Annotated in this window: 17 protein-coding genes and 1 pseudogene; 14 read left to right on the top strand and 4 right to left on the bottom strand. The window is 72.0% G+C overall.

Features of this window, described 5'->3' with window-relative positions; all coding sequences use genetic code 11:
- Positions 1–95 precede the first annotated feature (95 nt).
- Positions 96–1,247, bottom strand: a complete 1,152-nt coding sequence (locus OOZ19_RS27325; RefSeq protein ID WP_266093034.1) for a hypothetical protein — start codon at positions 1,245–1,247, stop codon at positions 96–98.
- A gap of 271 nt (positions 1,248–1,518) precedes the next feature.
- Between OOZ19_RS27325 and OOZ19_RS27320 the strand changes: the two genes are divergently transcribed.
- From OOZ19_RS27320 to hrpA, 3 genes are all read left to right on the top strand, one after another.
- Positions 1,519–2,991, top strand: coding sequence for a neutral zinc metallopeptidase (locus OOZ19_RS27320; RefSeq protein WP_266093033.1), 1,473 nt, complete (start codon positions 1,519–1,521; stop codon positions 2,989–2,991).
- Between the two features lie 102 nt (positions 2,992–3,093).
- Entirely contained in the window at positions 3,094–3,858 is a 765-nt protein-coding gene (locus tag OOZ19_RS27315; protein WP_266093032.1) for a tyrosine-protein phosphatase, read from the top strand.
- A gap of 506 nt (positions 3,859–4,364) precedes the next feature.
- Positions 4,365–8,318, top strand: a complete 3,954-nt coding sequence (gene hrpA, locus OOZ19_RS27310) for an ATP-dependent RNA helicase HrpA (protein WP_266093031.1) — start codon at positions 4,365–4,367, stop codon at positions 8,316–8,318.
- 273 nt (positions 8,319–8,591) lie between these two features.
- Here hrpA and OOZ19_RS27305 read toward each other — a convergent pair whose 3' ends face one another.
- The gene (locus OOZ19_RS27305; protein ID WP_266093030.1) at positions 8,592–9,437 is read right to left on the bottom strand and encodes a DegV family protein; all 846 of its coding nucleotides are present in this window, start codon (positions 9,435–9,437) and stop codon (positions 8,592–8,594) included.
- Positions 9,438–9,738: 301 nt separating this feature from the next.
- Between OOZ19_RS27305 and OOZ19_RS27300 the strand changes: the two genes are divergently transcribed.
- Complete coding sequence (locus tag OOZ19_RS27300) at positions 9,739–10,521, top strand: electron transfer flavoprotein subunit beta/FixA family protein (protein ID WP_184481957.1); 783 nt, start codon at positions 9,739–9,741, stop codon at positions 10,519–10,521.
- A 27-nt stretch (positions 10,522–10,548) separates the two neighbouring features.
- A complete protein-coding gene (locus OOZ19_RS27295; protein ID WP_266093029.1) occupies positions 10,549–11,508 on the top strand; it encodes an electron transfer flavoprotein subunit alpha/FixB family protein in 960 nt (319 codons plus the stop codon).
- Positions 11,509–11,750: 242 nt separating this feature from the next.
- Here the strand turns inward: OOZ19_RS27295 and rnhA are convergent, their stop codons facing one another.
- On the bottom strand, positions 11,751–12,227 hold the full coding sequence (gene rnhA, locus OOZ19_RS27290; protein ID WP_266093028.1) for a ribonuclease HI: 477 nt from the start codon (positions 12,225–12,227) through the stop codon (positions 11,751–11,753).
- A gap of 273 nt (positions 12,228–12,500) precedes the next feature.
- Here rnhA and OOZ19_RS27285 point away from each other — a divergent pair, with 273 nt between their 5' ends.
- From OOZ19_RS27285 to mnmA, 5 genes are all read left to right on the top strand, one after another.
- Positions 12,501–13,280: a GNAT family N-acetyltransferase gene (locus OOZ19_RS27285; RefSeq protein ID WP_266093027.1), complete on the top strand. Its 780-nt coding sequence runs from the start codon at positions 12,501–12,503 to the stop codon at positions 13,278–13,280.
- Positions 13,277–14,128: a lysophospholipid acyltransferase family protein gene (locus tag OOZ19_RS27280; RefSeq protein ID WP_266093026.1), complete on the top strand. Its 852-nt coding sequence runs from the start codon at positions 13,277–13,279 to the stop codon at positions 14,126–14,128. Before OOZ19_RS27285 ends, OOZ19_RS27280 begins: the two co-directional genes overlap by 4 nt.
- Positions 14,129–14,458: 330 nt before the next feature.
- Complete coding sequence (locus OOZ19_RS27275) at positions 14,459–15,910, top strand: MFS transporter (protein WP_266093025.1); 1,452 nt, start codon at positions 14,459–14,461, stop codon at positions 15,908–15,910.
- Positions 15,911–16,183: 273 nt separating this feature from the next.
- Positions 16,184–17,416, top strand: coding sequence for a cysteine desulfurase family protein (locus OOZ19_RS27270; RefSeq protein ID WP_266093024.1), 1,233 nt, complete (start codon positions 16,184–16,186; stop codon positions 17,414–17,416).
- A gap of 4 nt (positions 17,417–17,420) precedes the next feature.
- On the top strand, positions 17,421–18,509 hold the full coding sequence (gene mnmA / locus OOZ19_RS27265; RefSeq protein ID WP_184481943.1) for a tRNA 2-thiouridine(34) synthase MnmA: 1,089 nt from the start codon (positions 17,421–17,423) through the stop codon (positions 18,507–18,509).
- Positions 18,510–18,745: 236 nt separating this feature from the next.
- Here mnmA and OOZ19_RS27260 read toward each other — a convergent pair whose 3' ends face one another.
- Positions 18,746–19,711, bottom strand: a complete 966-nt coding sequence (locus tag OOZ19_RS27260) for an ABC transporter substrate-binding protein (protein WP_266093023.1) — start codon at positions 19,709–19,711, stop codon at positions 18,746–18,748.
- A gap of 128 nt (positions 19,712–19,839) precedes the next feature.
- Between OOZ19_RS27260 and OOZ19_RS27255 the strand changes: the two genes are divergently transcribed.
- From OOZ19_RS27255 to ligA, 4 genes and pseudogenes are all read left to right on the top strand, one after another.
- A complete protein-coding gene (locus OOZ19_RS27255; RefSeq protein WP_266093022.1) occupies positions 19,840–20,871 on the top strand; it encodes a methionine synthase in 1,032 nt (343 codons plus the stop codon).
- Between the two features lie 88 nt (positions 20,872–20,959).
- A complete protein-coding gene (locus tag OOZ19_RS27250; RefSeq protein ID WP_266093021.1) occupies positions 20,960–22,027 on the top strand; it encodes a DUF6461 domain-containing protein in 1,068 nt (355 codons plus the stop codon).
- Between the two features lie 83 nt (positions 22,028–22,110).
- Positions 22,111–22,785, top strand: a pseudogene (locus OOZ19_RS27245) (hypothetical protein); the annotation flags it as partial.
- Between the two features lie 552 nt (positions 22,786–23,337).
- Entirely contained in the window at positions 23,338–25,470 is a 2,133-nt protein-coding gene (ligA, locus tag OOZ19_RS27240) for an NAD-dependent DNA ligase LigA (RefSeq protein ID WP_266093036.1), read from the top strand.
- Positions 25,471–25,676: the final 206 nt, after the last annotated feature.

The following is a 25,676-nucleotide window of genomic DNA, read 5'->3' as shown; positions in this document are numbered from 1 at the left end:
ACCGGGGAAGGCCCTAAAACCCGACGCCACACGCCAAGCCGAACCCGACTCCACACCCCGCAACCCCACGCCAAGCCCGAGCGAGACTCCGGAGCTCAGCCGACGGAGAGGCGTTCGCGGGTGCCGCGGACGCGGGGCCACCAAGCGGCGAGTTCGTCGGCTTTCGCCAATGCCTCCCGCGCCGCCGCGTTGTCGTGGCGGGCCATGTGGGCGCGGGCGAGGGTGGCGTAGTCGTCGGCCTTCGACAGCGGCGAGGTGTTGTGGTCGGCGCCGATCGCGGCCAGCCGGGCCGCTTCGTCCGGGTCGTCTTCCAGCAGCGCCAGCAAGGCCTTGGTGCCGCTGAGCTGGTAGGCGGGGTAGCCGAGGCCGATGGCGTCGTCGAGCGCCTTCTTCGCGATCGGCAGCACGTCCGCCGCGGGCAGTTGACTTGCTTCGGCGGCGGAGAAACCGAGCCCCGCCAGCCCGGCCAGCGTGTACGACATCTCGCGCTGGTCGATCTCGGCGGCGGCGATGTGCCCCACCAGGGTCAGCACCGCCTGGGCGTACTCGCCGCGCGCTTCGAGCATGGTGACCTGGCAGTTGATCGTGGTGTTCAGGCCGGGGTGCGCGGCGGTGAGCCGGTCTGTCGCGGCCTGGGCTCCCGCCACGTCACCGGCGAGCAGCGCTTCGTGCGCGCGGGCGGCGAGCGGGCCCGCGCGGAACTCGGTGCGGCGCGGTTCCGGCATCCGGGGCAGGCCGAACAGCAGCCACCCGGTCGACGTGGCCAGCGGGGCGCGCCGCGGCCACAGCTTGTAGAGCATCAGCGGTGTGGCGGCCACCAGCACGCCGCGGCCGAACGGGCCGTCGGCCAGCGACCAGCTCGCCGTGACCGCTGCGATGCCGGCCAGCGCGGACACGAGGCCCGTCAGCCAGCAGCGCAGGATCACCGGGCTGCGCCACGGTCCGATCTCGGAGGCCAGTTCCAGCGGCAGCATCCGGAGGGTGATCGTCGTCCGGCCGATCCGCCAGGACGCGATTCCGCGCAGCGAGCCGATCACGATGTGCCGGATCCGCAGCCCGAACACGGCCGCACCGGCCAGCAAACCCAGCTGAGTGATCATCGGCAGCACGATCACCCCGGCCAGCGCCCCCAGCGCCCCGAGCACGAACCGGCCGTCGTCCGCGACCCCTTCGACGATCCCGACGGCCACCAGGCCCCCGACCGCCGCCACGACCCACGGACGCAGCCATTGGCGCACTGTCCCCATGGGCGAGGAACTTACGGGACCGCTCAGCGCCGCCACGGCGCTTTGCGCTTTCCCGGCGAGCGCGAGCACGACCGGCGGTGCCGTGAGCCCGGCGTTCTCCTTCCTGTCGCATCCGGAAAAACCTGGTCAGCGAGGCCTTGGCGTGCTCCGGCCGATGCGCGGAACGCGAGGTGAGCCACCCGATAGGCTGAGCCGCAGCGGTCGGCGGAGCGAGCTCGGGGGACCGGCTCCGCCGCCCGGTCATCGGACTTGGGAACAGGACGGGAACTCTGTGGCACCGGTTTCGGCAGGCGGTCGGCGCGGCGAACGGGTCTTCGGCGTGATCTTCGCGCTGCTCACGTGCATCGTGTTGCTCGGCGGGTGTTCGCGGGTGGTCAGCGGGACGCCCTCGGTGGCGGGCGGCCCCGCCACCGACGACGTGGCCGGACTGCCCGTGGACGACGGCCCCACCGGGCCCCGCGCCGGGGTTGCCGATGCGGACCTGCCCGTCGAGGGCACCGACGGCGGCGAGATGGACGTGCTGGCGCGCAACGCCATCGCCGACATCCAGGAGTTCTGGAAGGACGAGTTCCCCGGGTCCTTCGACGGCAAGCGGTTCGACGACGTCAAGCGGCTCGTCTCCTACGATTCGACCGCGCTCGGCGGCGACCTCTGCGGCGAGCGGACCCAGGGGCTGTCGAACGCGTTCTACTGCGGCAAGGAGAACCTGATCGCCTGGGACCGCGCGGATCTGCTGCCGCGGCTGGACAACAGCTTCGGGCCGATCGCCGTGGTCACCGTCCTCGCGCACGAGATGGGCCACGCCGTGGAGCACCGCGCGGGCACCACCGGCGCCGACGACCCGACGCTGGTGCTGGAGCAGCAGGCGGACTGCTTCACCGGGGCGTTCTTCCGGCACGTGGCCGAGGGCGACGCCGAGCACTTCCAGGTCTCCACCGGGGACGGCCTGAACAAGGTGATGGGCGTGCTCAACTACATCCGCGACACCCCCGGCGACACCGACTTCAAGGGCGCCGACGCGCACGGCAGCGCCTTCGACCGCGTGACCGCCTTCCAGTACGGCTTCAGCGACGGGCCGAAGCGCTGCGCGGCGATGGACGCCGACGACGTCAAGCAGCGCACCACCCAGTTCCAGTTCTGGAAGAAGGCGCAGGAGACGGACCTGCCGGTGGACGAGAAGAACCTGCGGGCCGTGCAGGACAGCCTGCAGGAGGTCTTCCGGGACACCGGCGCGCTGCCGCCGGAGCTCGTCACCGAACCGCGCGCCTGCGACGGGGTCCGCGGTACCGCGCCCGCCGCTTACTGCCCGGCGACCAACACGATCTCGTTGAGCTTGGACGACCTGCAGAAGATCGCGAACCCGCCCGCGAAGGACGCGCCGGACTCCGGTTACGGGGATTTCGCCGCCTACGCGCAGATCGCGTCCCGCTACGCGCTGTCGGTGCAGCAGGCCGCCGGTCTGCCGCTGGAGGGGGAGAACGCCGGGCTGCGCACCGCCTGCATGGTCGGTTCCTGGAGCGGGTTGCTCGTCGAGGATCCCATCGGTCAGCGCAACCCGGTCGGTGAGCTGCGGATGGCGCCCGGCGACATCGACGAGGGCGTGGCGGCGCTGCTCGGCGACGACAGCCTCATCGCCGCCGACGTCAACGGTGACCAGGTGCCCGCCGGTTTCGCCCGCCTCGACGCGTTCCGGACCGGTTTCCAGGACGGGTTCGGCCCGTGCAGCACGAAGTACGGGGTTTGAGTGATGTCTCGACCGGCCCGACGCTGATCAGGGGGCGTGCTCCGGGTGGCCGATTCCGCCGTCCGGGGAGCAACGGCGGGTGGGGTCGTGCGTCTTCCGGGCATGGCTGGATGTCGCGAACTGACGTGGGACGGACTGCTCAACGGCCGGGACCTCGGCGGGCTGCCGGTGCGCGGTGGGCGCGTGCGTTGGGGCGCGGTGGTGCGTTCGGGGAACCCGGTGTTCTTGAGCGCCGACGGCTGGGCGGGGTTGTGGGGCCACGGCGTGCGCACCGTCGTGGACCTCACCGACAGCGGTGAGGACGGGCCCGATCGGGCGGAGCGCCCGGCCGGGCTCACCACGCTGCGGCTGCCGCTGGACGACCACGACGACACGGAGTTCTGGGGGCGCTGGGGCGGTCCGCTGTCGTGCACGCCGCTGTACTACCCGGCGTTCGTGGACCGGTTCCCGCGGCGGATCGCCGAGGTCGTCGGCGCCGTCGCCACGGCCGCGCCGGGCGGTGTGCTGGTGCACTGCGGGAGCGGTCGCGACCGCGCCGGGCTGATCGTGCTCGTGCTGCTGGGCCTGCTGGGCGCGTCCGCCGAGGTCATCGCCGCCGATCACGCCCTGAGCCACGAGCCGCTGGGGGCGTTCCACGCCGTTCAGGGCCGGGCCGACGACGCGCCGGAGATCGAGCGGCTGCTCACCGCGCACGGCACCAGCACCCCGCAGGTGGTCCGGTCGATCACCTCCCGCGACCTGGCGGCGCACCTGCGCGCCGCGGGCCTGGCGCGCCAAGACCTCGCGGCGCTGCGGGGCCGGATGCTCAGCCGTTCCCACCCGGAGGCGCCGGCCCGCAGCGTCGACACCCCGTTCCTCTACGGCTGACCAGGCGGAGTGAACGCGCCGTTCGTCCCACGAGTCCGTGCGGAACGATCTTCGCTCGGCGCGGCGGGGCCGCTGCGCGGCGATCACCGGCGCAAGACGGCCACCGGCGGGTCTCGCGACTTCCGCGCGCGGACGGCGATGTCGCCGTGCGGGGATCTCCACGAGGAATCGGGCCCGCAGCGAGGACGCCGCTGAGGTTGCGCTACCCGGCCCCCTGCGCGAGGAGCCGTCCGCGACCGGCCGACCGGGCCGTCGATCCCGCTCCCGCGCAGGTCCGGCGGGACGACCGCGCGGGTGGTTTGTAGGCTTCCTGCTCGTGCGGTCGCGCCGCGACCCGGTTCGCGGTGCGGCCGGAATGCGCGGGCGCCCTTCGGTGTTGAGGTGCCGGGCACCCGGTGACCCGCACCCGGCCTGCCGCGCACCGGCCCGCGGCCGGCGAGCAGCACACCCGCCGGCCGAAAATCAGCGGCGTCCCCGTGGCGCGGTTCTCTATCCTGGAACGAAGTATGGGTACGTCACCTGTGAGCTCCCCGCTGGCCGACCTGCGCGGTCGCCTGCCCGAGCTGATGTTCAACGACCAGCGCAGGCTCCGCCGCCGCATCGAAGGCGTCCGCAAGATCAAGGACGCCGCGAAGCGGGAGTCCGCCACCGACGAGATCGCCGCCGACGTCGTCGCCGCCGAGCTGCGCGTCGAGCAGCGCCGCGCCGCCGTCCCGGTCATCGGCTACCCCGAGCAGCTGCCGGTCAGCGCGCGCCGAGAGGACCTGCTGGCAGCGATCCGGGACAACCAGGTCGTGATCGTCGCGGGCGAGACCGGCTCCGGCAAGACCACCCAGATCCCCAAGATGTGCCTGGAGCTGGGCCGCGGCGTGCAGGGCGTCATCGGGCACACCCAGCCGCGCAGGCTCGCGGCCCGCACCGTCGCCGAACGCGTCGCCGAGGAACTCGGCACCGAGCTCGGCGAGGCCGTCGGCTACCAGGTGCGGTTCACCGAGCGGGCCGGCGAGTCGACGCTGGTGAAGCTGATGACCGATGGCATCCTGCTCGCCGAGATCCAGCGCGACCGGCTGCTGCGCCGCTACGACACGCTGATCATCGACGAGGCGCACGAGCGCAGCCTCAACGTCGACTTCCTGCTCGGCTACCTCAAGCAGCTGCTGCCGCGCCGCCCCGACCTCAAGGTGATCATCACATCGGCGACGATCGACCCGGACCGGTTCTCCCGGCACTTCGACGACGCTCCGATCGTGGAGGTCTCCGGGCGCACCTATCCCGTCGAGGTGCGCTACCGCCCGCTGGTCGAGGAATCGCCGGATCCGGACCTGCCCGTCAACGAGCGCGACCAGACGCAGGCCATCTGCGACGCCGTCGACGAGCTCGGCGCCGAGGGCACCGGCGACATCCTGGTGTTCCTCAGCGGTGAGCGGGAGATCCGGGACACCGCCGACGCGCTGAACCAGCAGAAGCTGCGCGGCACCGAGGTGCTGCCGCTGTACGCGCGGCTGTCGGCGGCCGAGCAGCACCGCGCGTTCCAGCCGCACACCGGCAGGCGCATCGTGCTGGCCACCAACGTCGCCGAGACCTCGCTGACGGTGCCCGGCATCAAGTACGTCATCGACCCCGGCACCGCGCGCATCTCCCGCTACAGCTTCCGCACGAAGGTGCAGCGGCTGCCGATCGAACCGGTCTCGCAGGCGTCGGCGAACCAGCGCAAGGGCCGCTGCGGCCGGGTGTCGGAGGGCATCTGCATCCGGCTGTACTCGGAGCTGGACTTCGAGTCGCGGCCCGAGTTCACCGACCCGGAGATCCTGCGCACCAACCTCGCCTCGGTGATCCTGCAGATGACCTCGCTGGGGCTCGGCGACGTGGCGTCGTTCCCGTTCCTGGAACCACCGGACCGCCGCCAGATCACCGACGGCGTCAACCTGCTCCACGAGCTCGGTGCGCTCGACGAGTCCGGCAAGGACGACGACCGCAGGCTCACCCCGATCGGGCGCTCCCTCGCGCAGCTGCCCATCGATCCGCGGCTGGCGCGGATGGTGATCGCCGCCGACCGCGACGGCTGCCTGCACGAGACATTGGTGATCGCCTCGGGGTTGTCCATCCAGGACCCTCGTGAGCGTCCGGCGGAACACCAGCAGGCCGCGGGGGAGAAGCACTCCCGGTTCAGCGACAAGGAATCGGACTTCCTGGCGTACCTGAACCTGTGGAACCACTTGCGCGAGCAGAAGGACGAGCTGTCCTCGAACCAGTTCCGCAAGCAGTGCAAGGCGGACTTCCTCAACTACCTGCGCGTGCGGGAGTGGCAGGACCTCTACTCGCAGCTGCGGCAGATGGCGAAGTCGCTCGACATGACCATCAACGACCGGCCCGCCGACCCCGAGCGGGTGCACCGGTCGTTGCTGGCCGGGCTGCTCTCGCACATCGGGCTCAAAGACACCGACAAGAAGACCGAGAAGGCGGGCCCCCGCCAGCGCGGCGCCTCCGAATACTTGGGTGCGCGCAGCGCCAAGTTCGCGATCTTCCCCGGTTCCGCGCTGTTCAAGAAGCCGCCGCGGTTCGTGATGTCCGCCGAACTGGTGGAGACGTCCCGGCTGTGGGGCCGGGTCAACGCCCGCATCGAACCCGAATGGGTCGAGGACCTCGCCGGGCACCTGGTCAGGCGCAGCTACAGCGAACCGCACTGGGAGAAGAACCGCGCCGCGGTGATGGCGAGCGAGAAGGTCACCCTCTACGGCGTGCCGCTGGTCGCCGGGCGCAAGGTCAATTACGGCCGGGTCGAACCGGAGCTGTGCCGGGAGCTGTTCATCCGGCACGCCCTCGTCGAAGGCGACTGGGACACCGACCACCGCTTCTTCCACGACAACCGCGCGCTGCTGGCCGAAGTGGAGGACTTGGAGGAACGCGCCCGCCGCCGCGACATCCTCGTCGACGACGAGACGCTGTTCGAGTTCTACGACCAGCGCGTCGGCGCCGAGGTCGTCTCCGGCAGGCACTTCGACATCTGGTGGAAGAAGACCCGCCGCGAGCAACCGGAACTGCTCAACTTCGAGAAGTCCATGCTCATCAACCAGGAATCGGCGCGGGTCACCGACCACGACTACCCCGACACCTGGCAGCAGGGCGGCCACCGACTGGAGCTGACCTACCAGTTCGAGCCGGGTTCCGACGCCGACGGCGTCACCGCGCACATCCCGCTGGCGGTGCTCAACCAGATCGAACCCGCCGGGTTCGACTGGCAGATCCCCGGTCTGCGCGAAGACCGCGTCATCGCGCTGCTGAAGTCGCTGCCGAAGACGTTGCGGCGCAACTTCGTCCCGGTGCCCGACCACGCGCGCGCGGCGCTGTCCCGGATGCCCGCGATGCGCGGCGACCTCGTCGGCGCGCTGAGCGAACAGCTGCGCGCCATGACCGGCGTCGTCGTGCCACCGGACTCGTTCGACGTGGACGCGCTGCCCGAGCACCTGACGATGTCGTTCCGCGTGATCGACGGCGACGGGAAGAGGCTCGCCGAATCCAAGGACCTCGACGAGCTCAAGCAGCGGCTGCGCCCGAAGCTGCGCGCCGAGATCTCCGCCGCCGCTGACACCGTGGAACGCGCCGGGCTCAGCGAGTGGAGCTTCGGCGAACTGCCGCGCACCTTCGAGAGGGAACGCGGCGGCAACGCCGTGAAGGCCTACCCGTCGCTGGTCGACGAGGGCGATTCGGTCGCGGTCCGCATGTTCGACACCGAGGCCGAGCAGCGCCGCGCGCTGTGGCACGGCACCCGGCGGCTGCTGCTGCTGAACCTGCCGTCGCCGGTGAAGTCCTTGCAGCGCGGCATGAACGCCCGCACCCGCGTCGTGCTCGGCACCGGCCCGCACGGTGACGTCGCGCGGCTGCTGGAGGACTGCGTGACGTGCGCGGTGGACAAGCTCGTCGCCGACGCCGGCGGGCCGGTGTGGAGCCAGGCCGGGTTCGCCGCGCTGGAGGCGAAGGTGCGGGCCGGGCTCGGCCCCGTCACCGCCGACACCGCCGCCAAGGTGGAGAAGGTGCTCACCGCGGCGCAGCAGGCCCGGTCGGCGCTGGCCGACCGGGAGCGCACCATGCCGCGGGATTCGCTGGCCGACGTCCAGGACCAGCTGGCAGGTCTGCTGCATCCCGGTTTCGTCGCCGGAACCGGCTGGGACAGGCTGCCGGACGTGGAGCGGTACCTGCGCGCCATCGAGCACCGGCTGGAAAAGGTGCAGCACCACCCGCAGCGGGACCGGCAGTGGCTCGCGCAGATCGACGAGGTGCGCGACCGCTACCGGGAGCAGCTCGACGCGGTCCCCGAAGGGCGCGCGCCCGCCGAGGACCTGCTCAAGGTCGGCTGGATGATCGAGGAGTTCCGCGTCTCGCTGTTCGCGCAGCCCCTGGGCACCCCGCACGCGGTCTCCGCCAAGCGCATCCACCGGGCGTTGGACAAGGCCGCTCGCTGAGGCCCGCCGTCTTTGAACTCGGCCTGCGGAGGGGGTCGGGTGGCGGAACCTCAGCGGCTTCCTCGCCGCGGGATCGATTTCTCATGGAGGCGCCCCTGCACCACGAAATCGCTGTCCCCGCGAGGAAGCCGCTGAGAACCCGCCGGTGGTCCGGTTGCTCAGGTGGTCGCGGCTCAGCGGCTCCGCCGCTGACAAGACAAGGGCGAAGAAGACTGCTCACCTGGAACTGCAAGATCAAAGGCAGGTGCCGAGACCTGGGCGGCGCGGTTCCCGTCACACGGCGGGGGAGACCGTGAGGCCGAGGGCGCCGGGGCCCGCGTGGGCGCCGATGATCGCGCTGGTCTCGGCGATGACGACGCGGCGGACCTGCGGGAGCTGGGCGCGCAGCTGCTCGGCGACGTCGTGGGCGCGGTCGCCGTACTGGAAGTGCTCGATGCCGATGTCGACGGGGCCGTTCCCGGCGCGGGCCACGGCCTGGCGCACGGCCTTCTTCAGCGCCCGGTCCGGGCCGCGGCCCTTCACCAGCGGTTCCAGGATGCCTTCGCGCAGCACCAGCACGGGCTTGATCGACAGCGCCTGCCCGAGCATCGCCTGCGCGCGCCCCACCCGGCCGCTGCGGCGCAGGTACTCCAAGGTGTCCACGTAGATCATCTGCGTGGTGCTGCGCAGCCGCCGGTCCAGCACGCCCAGCACGCCCTGCGGGCTCGCCCCCGCGGCGGCGGCCTCGGCGGCGGCGATCACGGGGAAGCCGATGCCGAGCCCGCACAGCCGGGAATCGACCACGTAGACCGGCAGGTTGATCTCCTCGGCCGCGGTGCGGGCCGACACGCAGGTCTGGGACAGGCCTTCGGAGATGTGCACGGACACGATCGCCTCGGCCCCGGCGGAGGCGGCGTCGTTGTAGTTCCAGAAGAACGCGGGCGGCGGCGGCGGTCCCGTTTCGACGGGAGTGCCCTCGCGCATCGCCTGCGCGAGTTCGGCGTGCGGGACGCGGCGCTCGTCGTTCTCCTGGTCGCCGATTTTGAGCTCCAGCTGGATCACGCAGATGTTCAGCTGGTCGGCGACGTCGGTGGGGATCGAGGCGGTGGAGTCCGTCACGATGGCGACGTGGTGTTTCATGGCGTGCAGGCTAGTCACGTGTAAAAGTTTTCAGGTCGTGGCCGGGTTGAGGTGTGAGCCAGAATTCCGGCGCGATTGAAGACGGTACCGATGACGTGAGTACCGTCACGGGAAGCCGTGGTTGCGCAGGGGCTACCGGCAAGTAACATCCGGGGTGGCTGGCGTCACTGTGTCACCGACACTGTGTCATGGCAAGGTCGAACTTCCCGGCAGCGATGTGAATGCATCGACCGGAACCCGCGCATCAGCGCGAAACGCAAGCAAAGCCATCGTGAAGTCCGCAGGAGGTCGAAGAGGACCCATGAACATCGTCGTCCTGGTGAAGCAGGTGCCCGACACGTGGTCCGAGCGCAAGCTCAAAGACTCCGACCACACGCTCGACCGCGAGTCGGCGGACGCCGTGCTGGATGAGATCAATGAACGTGCGGTGGAAGAGGCACTGCTGATCAAGGAGGCCCAGGGCGGCGAAGTGACCGTCGTGGCGATGGGTCCCGATCGTGCCACCGACGCCATCCGCAAGGCGCTGTCGATGGGTGCCGACAAGGCCGTGCACCTCTCGGACGAGGCGCTGGCCGGTTCGGACGCGGTTTCGACCGCGAAGGCCCTGGCCAAGGTCGTGGGCACCGTCGAGTCCGTGGACCTGGTGCTCGCGGGCAACGAGGCGACCGACGGTCGTGTGGGTGCGGTCCCGGCCATGCTGGCCGAGCTGCTCGGATGGGCGCAGCTGACGTACGCGCGCAAGGTCACCACCGACGGCTCGACGATCAGCATCGAGCGCGAGACCGACGCGGGCATCATCGGCCTGGAGGCGAACCTGCCCGCGGTCGTGTCGGTCACCGAGAAGATCAACGAGCCGCGGTACCCGTCGTTCAAGGGCATCATGGCCGCCAAGAAGAAGCCGGTCTCCGTGCTGACGCTGGCCGACGCCGGCATCGACGCGTCCGAGGTCGGCCTGGCGGGCGCCGGGTCCAAGGTCGTCGAGTCCGCGCCGAAGCCGCCGAAGCAGGCCGGCCAGCGCGTCAACGACGAAGGCGACGGCGGCACCAAGATCGTCGAGTTCTTGGCCGCCGAGAAGCTGGTCTGAGTCCTAGGTTCGCGAGGAGATAAAGACATGTCTGAGGTTCTGGTCCTCGTCGACCACTCCGGCGGCGAGGTCAAGAAGGTCACCCTGGAACTGCTGACCGCGGCGCGCCGCCTCGGTGAGCCGTCGGCCGTCGTGGTCGGCGAGCCCGGTGAAGCGGGCAAGCTCACTGACGCGCTGGCGTCGCACGGTGCGGAGAAGATCTACGTGGCCGAGTCCGCGGAGACCGCGTCGTACCTGGTCACCCCGGCCGTGGACGTGCTCGCGTCGCTGGTCGCCTCGGCCTCCCCGGCCGCGGTGCTGGTACCGGGCTCGGTCGACGGCAAGGAGATCGCGGGCCGGCTGGCCGTGCGGCTCGGCTCGGGTCTGCTGTCCGAGGTCGTCGACATCGACGGCGACGGCGTGGGCTCGCACTCGCTGTTCGGCGGCACCTACAACGCGAAGGCACAGGTCACCACGGGTACGCCGATCGTGACCGTGCTGCCGGGCAGCATCGAGGCCGAGCAGGCCTCCGGTGCCGGCGCGCAGGAGTCCGTCGAGGTGCCCGCGGTCGACGCGGCGAAGAACGCGAAGATCACCGGTGTGCAGCCGGTCGAGGCCGGGGACCGCCCCGAGCTGACCGAGGCGTCCGTGGTCGTCTCCGGTGGCCGCGGTGTCGGTTCGGCCGAGTCGTTCGACGTGGTGGAGAAGCTGGCCGACTCGCTCGGCGCCGCCGTCGGCGCTTCGCGTGCCGCGGTGGACTCCGGTTACTACCCGCACCAGTTCCAGGTCGGGCAGACCGGCAAGACCGTGTCGCCGCAGCTCTACATCGCCCTCGGGATCTCCGGCGCCATCCAGCACCGCGCCGGGATGCAGACCTCGAAGACGATCGTGGCGGTCAACAAGGACGCAGAGGCGCCGATCTTCGAGATCGCCGACTACGGCGTCGTCGGCGACCTGTTCAAGGTCGCGCCGCAGCTGACCGAAGAGGTCGGCAAGCGCAAGGGCTGAGTACCCGAGCACGACGAAGCGGGCCGCACCCATCGGGTGCGGCCCGCTTTCGCGTTCCGGTCTCGAATTCCGCCGATCATCGGGTGGGAGATCGCGCTCGCCCATTCCCAGGTCCGCCCATTCCGCGATGTTGATCAAAGCGAATTGTCCGGATCATTCCGGAGGTGAGTCCGTCCCGTCGGACCGGTCCGGTGAAAATGCGCGGCGCTGAAAGCGGATCCGGCGAATTCGAGCGGGAACCGTCAAGATCGGGATTCGTCGCGGCCCTTGCAGGCGAGTTTGTCGGCGCGCTCGTTCTCCGGGTGACCGCTGTGGCCCTTGACCCAGTTCCACTCCACCTCGCCGTGGCGCTGCACCTCCGCGTCGAGGCGCTGCCACAGCTCCGCGTTCTTCACGGGCTGCTTCGCGGAGGTCTTCCAGCCGTTGCGCTTCCAGCCCTTCATCCACTCCGAGATGCCCTTGAGCACGTAGGTGCTGTCGCTGAACACGCGCACGTGCGGCATCGGCCGGGTCAGCGCCGCCAAGCCCTCGATGACGGCGGTGAGCTCCATCTTGTTGTTCGTCGTGGCGCGCTCACCGCCGTGGAGCTCGCGTTCGTGGTCGCCGTAGCGCAGCACCACGCCCCAACCGCCGGGGCCGGGGTTCCCGCTGCACGCGCCGTCGGTGAACAGCTCCACGCGTTTCTGATCGGGCTCGTCGGCCCCTGCTGGCTGTGGCATCCGGGCAACGTAGCGCGCTGCTCCGGCGCACCGGGAAGCAGGCGGGCCGGGGGAGATCCGCGGCTCGGGAACTTCTGGAGCGCGCCGCCCGTTGGACGATCGGAGCCGCAGCGCGAGCTCCGCGACTTCCGGACGAAACGGCTGAAAACGGCCGGCTCCGGGGGCGCCGGTACCGGCGAGATCGATCAGGTACCGGGCATTCACCGAAAGTTCCTGCTGCGTGTCATCGGTCTGTCTACTGCGCTTTCAGCGCGCGGGGATACACCTGCACGCATGTCCGAGTCGCAGCTGCTTGCCAGCACCGCGCCAGCAGGATCCTCCTCGTCCGAGGCCGCCCACTACTCCCTGCTCGTGGCCAGGGACACCGACGAAGTGCGGGCCGCGCAGCGCCTGCGCTACCAGGTGTTCGCCGAGGAGATGGGCGCCACCGTCCACGCCGACCTGCCAGGGGTGGAGACCGATCCGTTCGACGACTTCTGCGATCACCTGATCGTCCGCGACGACCGCTCCGGCGAGGTCGTCGGCACCTACCGCATGCTCCCCCCGGAACGCGCGCACGCCGCCGGGAAGCTGTACTCCGAAAGCGAATTCGACCTCGGCGCGCTCGCCTCGGTGCGGCCCGCGCTGGTGGAGACGGGGCGCTCCTGCGTGCACCGGGACCACCGCAGCGGGGGCGTCGTGAGCCTCGTGTGGGCGGGCATCGCCCGCTACATGCTGCTCTACGGCCACACCTGGCTCGCCGGGTGCGCCTCGGTGCCGCTGCACGACGGCGGACCGCTCGCGGCGAAGGTCTGGGACACCGTGTCGGCCAAGCACCTCGCGCCCGAGCAGTACCGGGTCCGGCCCTACCTGCCGTGGAACCCGGACGGCGTCGAGCGCACCCACCGCGGCCCGCTGCCCGCGCTGCTCAAGGGCTACCTGCGCCTCGGCGCGTGGGTGTGCGGACCGCCCGCGCACGACCCGGACTTCGGGGTGGCGGACTTCTTCGTGCTGCTCGACTTCACCGAGATCGACCAGCGCTACCTGCGGTTCTTCCTGGGCGCGGCGGCATGATCCACGCGTGGTCGCCGGTCTCGCCGTGCGGGCCGGGTTGCCTGCCGAAGCCGGGGAGCCTGCGCCGCGCGGGCGCCCACCGGGTGGTGCTGCGGCTCACCGGGGCCGCCGGACTGATGCTGCTCGGAGTCGGGCTGGCGGTCGTGCTCGCGGTGCTGCGCGGCCCGCTGCGCACCGTCCTGGTGAAGTCCTGGTTCCGGGCGTTGCTGCGGGCGTTCGGGGTGCGGTTCGTGGTGCGCGGCGAGCGGTCCGCGGACGGCGGGCTCGTGGTCACCAACCACGTGTCCTGGCTGGACGTGGTGGCGCTGATGGCGGTGCACCCGATGCGGCTGCTGGCGAAGACCGAACTGCGGTCCTGGCCGGTCGTGGGGCCGCTCGCCGCCCGCGTCGGCACCCTCTACATCGACCGGCACCGCCTGTCGGCGCTGCCGGAGGCGGTGCGCACCGTCGCCGACGCGCTGCGGGAGGGCTCGCTCGTCGGTGCCTTCCCGGAAGGCACCACGTGGTGCGGGCTGGCCTCCGGCACCTACCGCCCCGCGGTGTTCCAGGCCGCGGTGGACGCGGGCGTGCCGGTGCGGCCGGTCGCGCTGCGGTTCACCACCGCGTCCGGGGCGCCCACCACGGTCGCGGCGTTCGTCGGCGAGGCCACGCTGCTGGAGTCGGTGCTGGCCGTCGCCCGCGTCCGGGGCCTCGTGGTGGAGCTGTCGGTGCTGCCGGAGCTCGACGCGGCGGCGATCGGGGACCGGCGGGAGCTGGCCCGTCGGGCCGAGCGCGCCGTCGCGGCGATCACGGAGCCCGACGGCCCCGAGGAACCGCACCTGGCCGAACCCCGCCGCGTCGCCGCGTGACCGGCGATCCGCCGCGGGGCAGGCCTCCGGCGGCGGAGCCGTGCAGGCGGTCAGCGGCGGCGCTCCCCTCGGGTTCCGGGGTGCCCGCGGCGGCGTTCGCCTCGAACCAGGTCTCGCCGCCCAGCGCCATGAACAGCACCCCCTCCCGGTGAGGTGCGTTCCACGGCGTCGGCCCGGCGCCGGACGTCGACCACGTCGTTGCTCCTTCACGGTGCGGTTCGCGGACCGGTGACCAGGGTTGCCCAGGCCGCGCGGGGCCGCTGGCCGCCCACCCGCCGTTCGGTGGAGGGGGGTGGACTTCGACCCGGGTGCAGGATGCAGGCTCACCGGGTGACGATCGACGACGGAACCAGTGGAACGCAGCACACCCCCGCGGCCTCGGAGAGCGCGCTGTGGGGGCCGCAACGCCGGAACTTCACCCTCGGTCTGATCCTGGTCATCACGCTCGCCGCCTTCGAGGCGATGGGCATCGGGACGGCGCTGCCGACGATCGTGCGGGAATGGCACGCCGAGCAGTGGTACTCGTGGCCGTTCACGATCTTCATGGCGGCCAGCGCGATCGGCACGGTCGTGGCGGGCCGCTTCTCCGACCGCATCGGCCCGGCGGTCCCGCTGCTGGTGGCGATGCCGACGTTCGCGGCGGGTCTCGTGCTCGCCGGGATCGCCCCGGACATGTCCGTGCTGCTGGTGGCGCGCGCGTTGCAGGGCTCGGGGGCGGGCGCGCAGATCGTCGCGCTGTACGTGCTGATCGCCCGCGTGTACCCGGAGCGGGATCGCCCGGCCGCGTTCGGTGCGCTCTCGGCGTCGTGGGTGGTGCCCGCGCTGGTCGGCCCGGTCGTGGCCGGGGCGCTGACCGAGCACGTCGGCTGGCGCTGGGTGTTCCTCGGGCTGGCCCCGCTGATGCTGGTCGGGGCGGCGCTGCTGGTGCCGACGGTGCGGCGGCTCGGCTCCGCGGGGGAGGCGGCGGCACCGGGCTCGGCCCGGCTGCCGCTGGCCGCGGTGGGCGCGGCGGCCGGGACGGTCGGGCTGAACTGGGCCGCGCAGCGGATCTCCGGCGCGGAGAACTCCGGCGGGATCCCGCTGCCGGTGCTGGCGGTGGGACTGGCGGCGGCGCTCGTGCTCGTGCCGTCGCTGCGGGTGCTGCTGCCGCGCGGCACCGGCACCGGGCGGCCCGGCATCCCGGTGATGGTGCTCGCGCGCGGGCTGCTGGCCGGGGTGTTCTTCAGCGCTCAGGCGTTCGTGCCGCTGATCCTCTCGGTGGTGCACGGCTATTCGCCGACAGCGGCGGGAATTCCGCTGACCGTCGGCTCCCTCGGCTGGACCGTGGGCGCGTTGTGGCAGAGCCGCCGCCCGGACGTGCGCCGGGAGCACGTCGTCGCCACCGGGCTGGGGCTGGTCGCCGTCGCGGTCGTCGGGCTCGTGCTGATCGCGCCCGCGTGGGGGCCCGCGTGGGCGGTGTTCCTGCTGTGGTCCGTGGGCGGCGTCGGCATGGGCATCGGGGTGGCGAGCACCTCGGTGCGGGTGCTGGCGCTGTCGGCGGCGGACCGGCGCGGCTTCCACTCCTCCGCGCTGCAGATCTCCGACATGCTCGGGCAGGCGCTGCTGGTGGGCCTGGGCGGAGTGCTCGTCGCGGCCCTGGCGACCCCGGACACCCCGACGGCGGGCGTGGTGGCCCTGAACCTGGCACTGGGCTGCATCGCCCTGCTCGGCGCGGTCCGCGTGTTCCGCAGCGCGGACACCGGAACGACGGCCGGCGCATCGGACTCCGCCGAGCAGCGGTGAGCCGGCCACGAACGCGCTCCGCGTCCTGACGGTGGGGGGCGAGCGAACCGGCCTCGCGGCCGAAGGCCGTGCCTGGATGCGAAGCACATGGCCCACGTCGAGGAGCCGGTCACCGGCGGGTTCTCAGCGGCTTCCTCACGAGGGCGACGATCGCGCGTGTGGCGGAGCCACTCGAAAAATCGATCCCGCGGCGAGAAGGCGGCTGAGGCTCCGCGACCCGGACACCTACGCAGCTCATTCCACGCTGACTCCCTGCATTACCCTGGAAGAGCGATGACTTACCTCGACCATGCCGCCACGACGCCGATGCGGGCGGAAGCGGTCACGGCGATGAGCGAGGCGTTGGCCAGGCTGGGCAACGCCTCGTCCCTGCACACCTCGGGCCGTCGAGCGCGCCGCGCCGTCGAGGAATCCCGCGAGGGCATCGCCACCGCGCTCGGTGCCCGCCCCTCCGAGGTCTTGTTCACCGGTGGCGGCACCGAAAGCGACAACCTCGCGGTCAAAGGCATCTTCTGGGCGCGCCGCGGCAAGGAGCCCGCGCGCAGGCGGGTGCTGGCCTCGGCGGTCGAACACCACGCGGTGCTCGACACCGTGGAATGGCTCGCCGCCCACGAAGGCGCCGACGTGACCTGGCTCCCCGTCGACGAGCACGGCCGGGTCCGCCCGGAAGTGCTGGAGGACGCGCTGCGCGCGAACCCCGACGACGTCGCGCTCGCCACCGTGATGTGGGCGAACAACGAGGTCGGCACGGTCAACCCGATCCAGGAGCTCGCCGCCGTCGCCGACCGCTACGGGGTGCCGCTGCACACCGACGCGGTGCAGGCCGTGGAGACGGTCCCGGTGGACTTCGCCGCTTCCGGCGCCGCCGCGCTGACCATGACGGGGCACAAGGTCGGTGGCCCCTACGGCGCGGGCGTGCTGCTGCTGGCGCGCCACGTCGAATGCACCCCGGTGCTGCACGGCGGCGGCCAGGAGCGCGAAGTGCGCTCCGGCACCCTCGACGTGCCCGGCGTGCTCGGGCTGGCGAGCGCGACCCGCGAAGCGGTCCGGCGCCGCGCCGAGCACGTGCCGGAACTGGCCGCGCTGCGCGACGAACTCATCGACGGGGTGCGCGCGGCGGTGCCCGACGTGATCCTCAACGGCGACCCGACGCTGGAGGTCACCGGCGACTCCCCGGCGCGGTTGCCCGGCAACGCGCACTTCACCTTCCCCGGCTGCGAAGGCGACAGCTTGCTGATGCTGCTCGACGCGCAGGGCATCGAGTGCTCCACCGGTTCCGCCTGCACCGCCGGGGTCGCCGAACCCAGCCACGTGCTGCTGGCGATGGGGGCCGAGCCGCGGGCCGCGCGCAGCTCCCTGCGATTCTCCTTGGGACACGACTCCACCGGCGCCGACGTGCGGGCGCTGACCGAGGTCATCGGGCCGGTGGTGGAACGGGCGCGCAACGCCGGGCTGACCGGGTTGCGGCGAGCGGCGGCGGCTTCGACCGCCACGACGGAGGTGTGAGGCAGTGCGAGTACTGGCTGCGATGAGCGGCGGCGTGGACTCCGCGGTCGCCGCCGCCCGCGCGGTGGAAGCCGGGCACGACGTGACCGGCGTGCACCTGGCGCTGTCGGCGAAACCCGGCACGCTGCGCACCGGTGCCCGCGGTTGCTGCACCGTCGAGGATTCCCGCGACGCGCGCCGCGCCGCCGACATCCTCGGTATCCCGTTCTACGTGTGGGACTTCGCGGAGCGGTTCACCGAAGAGGTCATCGAGACCTTCGTCGGCGAGTACGCCGCCGGGCGCACCCCGAACCCCTGCCTCACCTGCAACGAGAAGATCAAGTTCGAGGCGTTGCTGGAGAAGGCGATGGCGCTCGGCTTCGACGCCGTCTGCACCGGGCACTACGCGCGGCTCGTCGTCGAGGACGGCGTGCCCGAGCTGCGCCGCAGCCGCGACGAGGGCAAGGACCAGTCCTACGTGCTGGCCTCGCTGACGGCCGAGCAGCTGCGGCACTCGATGTTCCCGCTGGGCGGCTCGCTCAAGTCGGAGGTGCGAGCCGAAGCCGAACGGCGCGACCTGGCCGTGGCCAACAAGCCGGACAGCCACGACATCTGCTTCATCCCCGACGGCGACACCCGCTCCTTCCTGGAGTCCAAGCTCGGGCAGAGCCCCGGCCAGCTCGTGGACGCCGAGACGGGCGCCGTGCTCGGCGAGCACACGGGCGTGCACGGGTTCACCGTCGGGCAGCGCAAGGGCCTCGGCATCGAGGCGCCCGCGCCGGACGGGAAGCCGCGTTACGTGCTGTCGCTGGAGCCCGTGTCGGGCACCGTGAAGGTCGGTTCCGCCGATCGACTCGGGGTGACCGGGATCGACGCGAAGCGGCCGATCTGGCCGTCGGAACGGGAGCTGGACGGCTCCACCGAGTGCGTCGTGCAGGTGCGGGCGCACGGCGGCACCGCCGGAGCGGTCGCGGAGGTCGCCGACGGCGGCCTGCGCGTGCGGCTCAGCGAGCCGCTGAGCGGCGTCGCGCCGGGCCAGGCCATCGTCCTGTACCGCCCGGAGCCGGAAGGCGACCTGGTCCTGGGCAGCGGCCTCATCTCGGCTACTCGTTGAGGGAGGTCTTCCCCTTCCGGGCCTGCGTTGGTTTCCGGGTGGCGGAACCGCAGCGTTCTTCTCGCTGCGGGATCTTTTTCCCTAGTGGCTCCGCCACGAGGGAAAAAGCTGTCCTCGCGAGAAGAACGCTGAGAACCCGGGGCGGTGCCGGTTGCTCTGGTGGTCGCTGCTCAGCTGCTTCGCCGCGGACAAGGTGACGGATCGAAGGCCCACTTGTCAGGTCCCGTGGCCGTCGGTCAGCGGGTGCGCAGCACCGCTTCGAGCTCGTCGAGGGCGCCGAGGGCCTGGCCGTAGCCGAAGACGTAGAGGTTCTTGAACGGCGTTCCGCCGGACTCGCGCACGGCGGGGAGGTTCTGGAACGAGCCCTGCCCGAGCAGCGCCTGCATCGCCTGGTCGACCTGCCCGTCCGGATTGACCTGGTAGAACAGCACGTCCGTGTCGTTGAGCACGCCGAGCTGCTCGTAGGACTGCTCGACGGCGCTACCGGTGCGCCCCTCGGCGGCCGTGCCGAAGCGGCAGCCCGCTTCGGCGAGCACCACGCCGCTCCACGAATCCGGCAGGCACAGGTTCCAGCTCCCGGACTTGAACGAGGCCACCAGGTTGAACCGGGTGCGTTCCAGCACGGCGGCGTAGGTCCGCCGGATCTCCGCGGCGCGCTCCAGGTAGCGGTCCCGGAGCCGGTTCATCGGCTCGGGGCGGTTGACGATGTCCGCGGCGCGCAACGCCATCTCCTGCCACTCGCCGGACACTCGGGAGGTCAGGATGACCGTGGGGGCGATGCCGGTGAGCTGCTCGTAGGTGCTGCCGCCGCTGAGGGTGAACGCGCTGTTGCCGATGATCAGGTCGGGGCGCACGGCGAGCACTCGCTCGAACTCGGGCTGGTAGCCGCCGACCCGGGGCAGCGCGCGGTAGGTGTCGAGGTGCTCCGCGGGCATCCAGTCGTCGAGGCCGTCGACGGTCGCCGCCGGGCGGATGCCCACGTCGAGCAGCGCGATCGTGGCGTACTGGTCGAGGCACACGACCCGCTGCGGGTCGGCCGGGATGTCGACCGGGCCCTGGTGGGTGTCGACGCGGCGCGTCGGGCCCTCGGGCCGGGCCCCGCCCGCTCCGCCGGCGCACCCCGCGACGCCCAGCGCGGCCAATGCCGTCGCGGCCTGCAGCAGTCCGCGGCGGGAGAGCGCGGATGTCCGGGACAGCGGCATGGAGTACTCCTTCGCAGAGCCGGTCCACCCGGGCGGGTGACACCGAAAGGCGGTAAGCATGGTTAGCCTAACCTATGGTGCGCATCCCGCCTGTCCCTCCGTCCGACGGCGGAGCCGATAATGGACGGGTGAGTGACGCAGCGTGGAACCCCGGCATCGTGACCGCCCTCGGATCGATGCCGGGAACGGATCCGGTGGAGGCCGCCCGCATCGTCCTGGGCGAGCTGCCCGACCTGATGCCGTTGCCCGAACTGCCCGCGCGCGGAGTCGGCGCCGACATGCTCGGCCGCACCGCCGGGTTGCTCGTCGACCTCGCGGTGGAGGTCGTGCCCTCCGGCTACCGCGTCGCGGGCAAACCGGGGCGGGATCATCGCCGGGCGCTGGACCTGATGCGCTGGGACCTGGACGCGGTGGAGCAGGCCGTGGCCGAAGCGGGCCCGCCGCGCGCGGTGAAGGTGCAGGCGGCGGGGCCGTGGACGCTCGCGGCGGGCATCGAGCTGGAACGCGGCCACCGGGTGCTCACCGATCCCGGCGCACTGCGGGACTTCGCGGAGTCGCTCACCGAAGGTCTCCGCGCGCACGCCGCGCAGGTCGCGCAGCGGACCGGCGCGCCGGTGGTGGTGCAGCTCGACGAGCCGTCGCTGCCCGCGGTGCTCGCCGGGAGCCTGCCCACCCCGTCCGGCTACGGGCAGGTGGCGGCCGTGCCGGAACCGGAGGCGCAGAGCCTGCTCGGCGAGGTGATCGAGGCGCTGGCGGCGGCGACGGGTGCGCCGGTGCTGGTGCACTGCTGCGCGAACCGCCCGCCGGTGCGGCTGCTGCGCGGCGCCGGGGCGGGGGCGATCGCGTTGGACGCGACCAGGCTCGGTTCGGTGTCCGGTGCGCTGGCCGACGAACTCGGCGAGGCGTGGGAGGAAGGCACCCGGCTGGTGCTCGGGCTCGTGCCCGGAGTCGATCCGGAGGGCCGCCCCGATGTGCGGGAACTGGCCCGTCCGGGCCTGGAATTGGCCTCACGGCTGGGATTCGCGCCGAAGGCGCTGCTGGAGCGCGGCGCGGTGAGCCCGGCCTGCGGCCTGGCGGGGGCCTCGCCGGAGTGGGCGCGACGTGCGCTGTCGGTGGCGAAGGAGATCACCGAGGTGTTCGCCGAAGCGGCGGAACGCTAGTCGCCGCAACGAACTCCTCCTGGAATTTCATGATCATTTTGTCCCGTTCACGTCACCTGAATGTCTCAACGATGGTAAGAAGCCAGACGTGTCGAAAACCGGCGAAGTCGAGCGGTTCGGATGGGTGCACCGCAGCACCGTCCAGGACGCGGCGTGCCTGACCTTCGTGCGCGGCACCGACCTCGATCGGCTCGCGCAGCGCTTCGGCGCGATCACCGAGCACGCGCGCACCCTCGACTTCGACGAGTACTGCGAGGAGGCGTTCGCGCACCAGGACCGGTACCCGGTGATCGGCCTGCGCAGCGTCGGCGAGTGGACGCTCATCGCCGAGGACGGCGGATTCCAGGGCAGCAGGGCGGAAGTGCTGCGCCGGGTCAGCCACCGCACCGAGGCTGTCTCCGCCTTCTGGAACGTCAACGCCCTCACCCAGTTCTCGCACGCCGTCGACGGGGAGCTGCGCACCGCGTTCGAGGCGTTGATGCCCGCCTTCCGGCAGGGCACCCGCCCGGACGGGCTGGAGGACATCCGCGCGGGCCTGCCCTGGCCGGGCATCGACCCGCTGGGGGAGCCGGGCGCGAGCACGATCGACCTGATGCTGGCGCTGGCCGCGCGGATCACCGGCGAGCCGCTGACGCCGGACTGGTTCGACGGTGATTTCGCCACCTACCCCGTCGCGTCCTGGCCGCTGGACCTGCCGGGTTCGCCGGAGGTGCTGCTCGACGAGGTGGGGCTGGACCAGGTCGGCATCCGGTTCCACGCCGACGACCTGGAAGCGGACTCCGCGGCACTGCTCGACGCCGTGCGCCGGGCAGGCCCCGCGCGGTGCAGGCGCGCCGCGGCGAGCGTGGCCCGGCACGTGCTCGACCTCACCGCGGGCCACGACCAGCTGGTCGTGGCCGAGACGCTGCGCGCGCTGGAGGCCGGCGCCGAACCCGACGACGCGGCCATCGGCGAAGTGGTGCGCCTGCGGCGGTGGGAGCTGCACCGGCGCCCGGTGACCAGCGCGGATCGCGCCCGGGTGCGAGCGCTGGAAGTGCTGCGCCAGGCCACGAACCGGGATCCGCTGACCGGGTTGCTGGGCGCGCTGGCCGAGGCGGGCCGCCTGCGGGTCGAACGCAGCGACCTCACCGACCTGGTCACCGCGGCGCTCGCGTGAGGACCGCCGCCACCCCGGGCGCCTGAGCCCGGATCTCGCGGAAACGCCCGCGACGGCCGTGGCGGGACCGGCACAATGAGGGCATGTTCAAGTTCTTCCGCCGCCGCACCGACCAGGCCGACGTCGTTCCGGACGAGGTCGACGTGACCGCCGACGCGCGGGCGCGGGCGGAGGAGTTCTGGCGGCGCTGGGACGAACTGCTGCCCGAAGTGGCGGCGGCGCTCGGCGAGAGCATGCCGCAGCGCGTCGATCACGACCTGGCCGAGGCGGTCGCGGCGCTGCACCCGGATCTGACGTTCTCCGTGGAACAGGGCGAGCGGGCCGTCTACGCGCTGGTCGTCAGCGGCCAGGCCGACCCGCGGGTGCGGCCTTACACCGACGCGTGGCTGGCGGCGGCGCCCCAGCGCAACGCGCTGTTCGAGTACCACGACTCGGTGCCGCCGGTGCCGGATCCGACCCAGGTCACGGTGAACCTGCGCGGCGAGAGCTACCCGCTGGCCGACGTGCGGGTGTTCGCGCAGGTCGACGCGGCGGAAGGGCTGGTCGACGTCTCCGTGTACCACCCGAGGTTCGCCGGCATGGAGTCCGCGGCGCAGTCCGCGCTGACCTTCCTGCCGTTGGACGCCACGCTCGGCGAGCGGCTCGCGGCGGACCGGCTCGGCCGGGTGGAGACCGCGGAGCAGGAGCCGCAGGGCGCGATGGGCCTGCTGGAGTTCCGCGAGCTGGTGCGCGGCTTCGACGTTGCGGGCGGGGCGGACTCCGCGGATTCGGGAGGCCCCGGTGGTCCCGACGACGCGGCGGGCTTGGCGGAGGTGCTGGACGCGGTCGGATCGGACGGGCCGACGGGATCCGGCGGCGCGAACGACCGGGACGCGCCGGGCGCCGCCGAGAGCGCGCCGGGATCGGACGGCGGATCCGGTGCGGCCGGTCGCGACGGCTCGCCGGGATCCTCCTCGCACGACTCCGAGTGATCTCCGGCTCCACCCGGCCCGGCGATCACGGCGGCACGACCCCGGGCGCCGACCGCGCAGGGTGAGCACCGTCCGCCGGGCGAGCACCGGATACGGGCCGGACCGTGCTGTACCAGGTGGCGTCGCCCGCGCCGGACGGCGTGGTGATCCGCGCGAGCTGTCGGGGGCGCTGGTTAGGCTCATGACGTGACCAGCAAGGACCGCACCGGTACGGCCTCCGGCGAGACGACCGGCCCCACCGCAGCCCAGCCCGCTTCGACCCAGCCCGCACCCACCGGGGCCGAGCAGGCCGAAGCCGCTCGCTCGGACGGTGGCGCGCGCCCCGAGGAGGACGCCGAGCTGCCCGGCGACCCCGCCGTCGAGCAGGCGGAGGGCGTGGAGGACGTGCCCGCCGAGGTCCGCGAGCGCTACGCGACGCTCGCCGAGGAGGTCCGCGGCCACCAGTTCCGCTACTACGTGCTCGATTCGCCCACGATCGCCGACTCCGAGTTCGACGAGCTGTTCGTCGAACTCCAGCGCCTCGAATCCGAGCACCCCGCGCTGCGCGACCCGGACTCGCCGACCCAGGTCGTCGGCGGCACCTTCTCCACCGAGTTCACCGCGGTGGACCACCTGGAGCGGATGCTGAGCCTGGACAACGCCTTCGACACCGAGGAGTTCCGCGCCTGGGTGGACCGGGTGGAGCGCGAGGTCGGCTCGGACGCGCACTACCTGTGCGAGCTCAAGATCGACGGGCTGGCGATCAACCTGCTCTACCGCGACGGCAAGCTGGACCGCGCGCTCACCCGCGGCGACGGCCGCACCGGTGAGGACGTGACGCTCAACGTCCGCACGATGGGCGACGTGCCCACCGAACTGCACGGCAGCGACGAGTACCCGGTGCCGAAGCTGGTCGAGGTGCGCGGCGAGGTGTTCTTCCGGGTGGAGGAGTTCGCCGAGCTCAACGCCGCGCTGGTGGAGGCGGGCAAGTCGCCGTTCGCGAACCCGCGCAACGCCGCCGCCGGGTCGTTGCGGCAGAAGGACCCCCGGGTGACCCGCAGGCGCCCGCTGCGGCTGATCTGCCACGGCCTGGGCAAGCGGGAAGGTTTCGAACCGGCCAGGCAATCGGAGTCCTACGCCGCGCTCAAGACGTGGGGCCTGCCGGTGTCCCGGCACACCCGCGTGCTGTCCGACGTGGACGAGATCGTCGAGCACATCCGGTACTGGGGGGAGAACCGGGACACCGCCGAGCACGAGATCGACGGCGTCGTGGTGAAGGTCGACGAGGTCTCGCTGCAGCGCAGGCTCGGCACGACCTCCCGCGCCCCGCGCTGGTCCATCGCCTACAAGTACCCGCCGGAGCAGGCGACCACGACGCTGCGCGACATCAAGGTCAACGTGGGGCGGACGGGCCGCGTCACGCCGTACGCGGAGATGGAACCGGTGAAGGTCGCCGGGTCCACCGTCTCCATGGCCACCCTGCACAACTCCGACGAGGTGCGGCGCAAGGGCGTGCTCATCGGCGACCGCGTCGTGATCCGCAAGGCGGGGGACGTGATCCCGGAGGTGCTCGGCCCGGTCGTGGACGTCCGCGACGGCGGTGAGCGCGAGTTCGTGATGCCCTCGGAATGCCCGGAGTGCGGTTCCGCGCTGTACCGGCAGAAGGAGGGCGACGTCGACATCCGCTGCCCGAACTCCCGGTCGTGCCCGGCGCAGCTGCGGGAGCGCCTGTTCCACTTGGCCGGTCGCGGCGCCTTCGACATCGAGGCGATGGGCTACGAGTCGGCGGTCGCGCTGCTGTCGTCCGGGGTGCTGGTGGACGAGGGCGACGTGTTCGACCTCGACGAGGGGCAGCTGCTGGAGACGGAGCTGTTCCGCACCAAGGAGGGCAACCTCTCCGCGAACGGCGCGAAGCTGCTCAAGAACCTGGCGGCGGCGAAGGAGAAACCGCTGTGGCGGGTGCTGGTGGCGCTGTCCATCCGGCACGTCGGCCCGACCGCCGCGCAGGCATTGGCGCGGGAGTTCGGCTCGCTGGAGCGCATCGAGGAGGCGGCGGAGGAGGACATCGCGGCCGTGGACGGCGTCGGCCCGACCATCGCTTCCGCGGTCCGCGAGTGGTTCGAGGTGGAGTGGCACCGCGAGGTGGTGCGCAAGTGGCGCGCGGCCGGGGTGCGGATGGCCGACGAGCAGGACGACTCGGTGCCGCGCACGCTCGCCGGTCTGTCCATCGTGGTCACCGGTTCGCTGGAGACGTACTCCCGGGACGAGGCCAAGGAGTTCATCATGGCCCGCGGCGGTCGTGCCGCCGGTTCGGTGTCGAAGAAGACCGCGTTCGTGGTCGTCGGCGACTCACCCGGATCCAAGTACGACAAGGCCGTACAGCTCAAGGTCCCCGTGCTGGACGAGGGCGGCTTCCGGATCCTGCTCGAACAGGGCCCGGACGCCGCCGCCGAAGCGGCGCTCGACACCGGCGGTGCGGAGGGATCTGCGTAGGTGGTGGGGTGGCGGAACCTCAGCGTCCTTCTCGCTGCGGGATCTTTTTCCCTCGTGGCTCCGCCACGAGGGAAAAAGCTGTTCTCGCGAGAAGGACGCTGAGAACCCGCGGGTGGTCGGCTTTGTGACGTGCCCGGATGCGCTTCGCGCATCCGGGCACGGCTTCGCCGTGAGGCACGGCTTCGCCGTGAGGCACGGCTTCGCCG

The sequence above is a fragment of the Saccharopolyspora sp. NFXS83 genome (genome assembly GCF_026241095.1).
In the GTDB taxonomy this organism is placed as follows: Bacteria; Actinomycetota; Actinomycetes; order Mycobacteriales; family Pseudonocardiaceae; genus Saccharopolyspora_C.
Note: the sequence above shows the minus strand (reverse complement) of the source record. Positions and strands in the feature narration are given on the sequence as shown.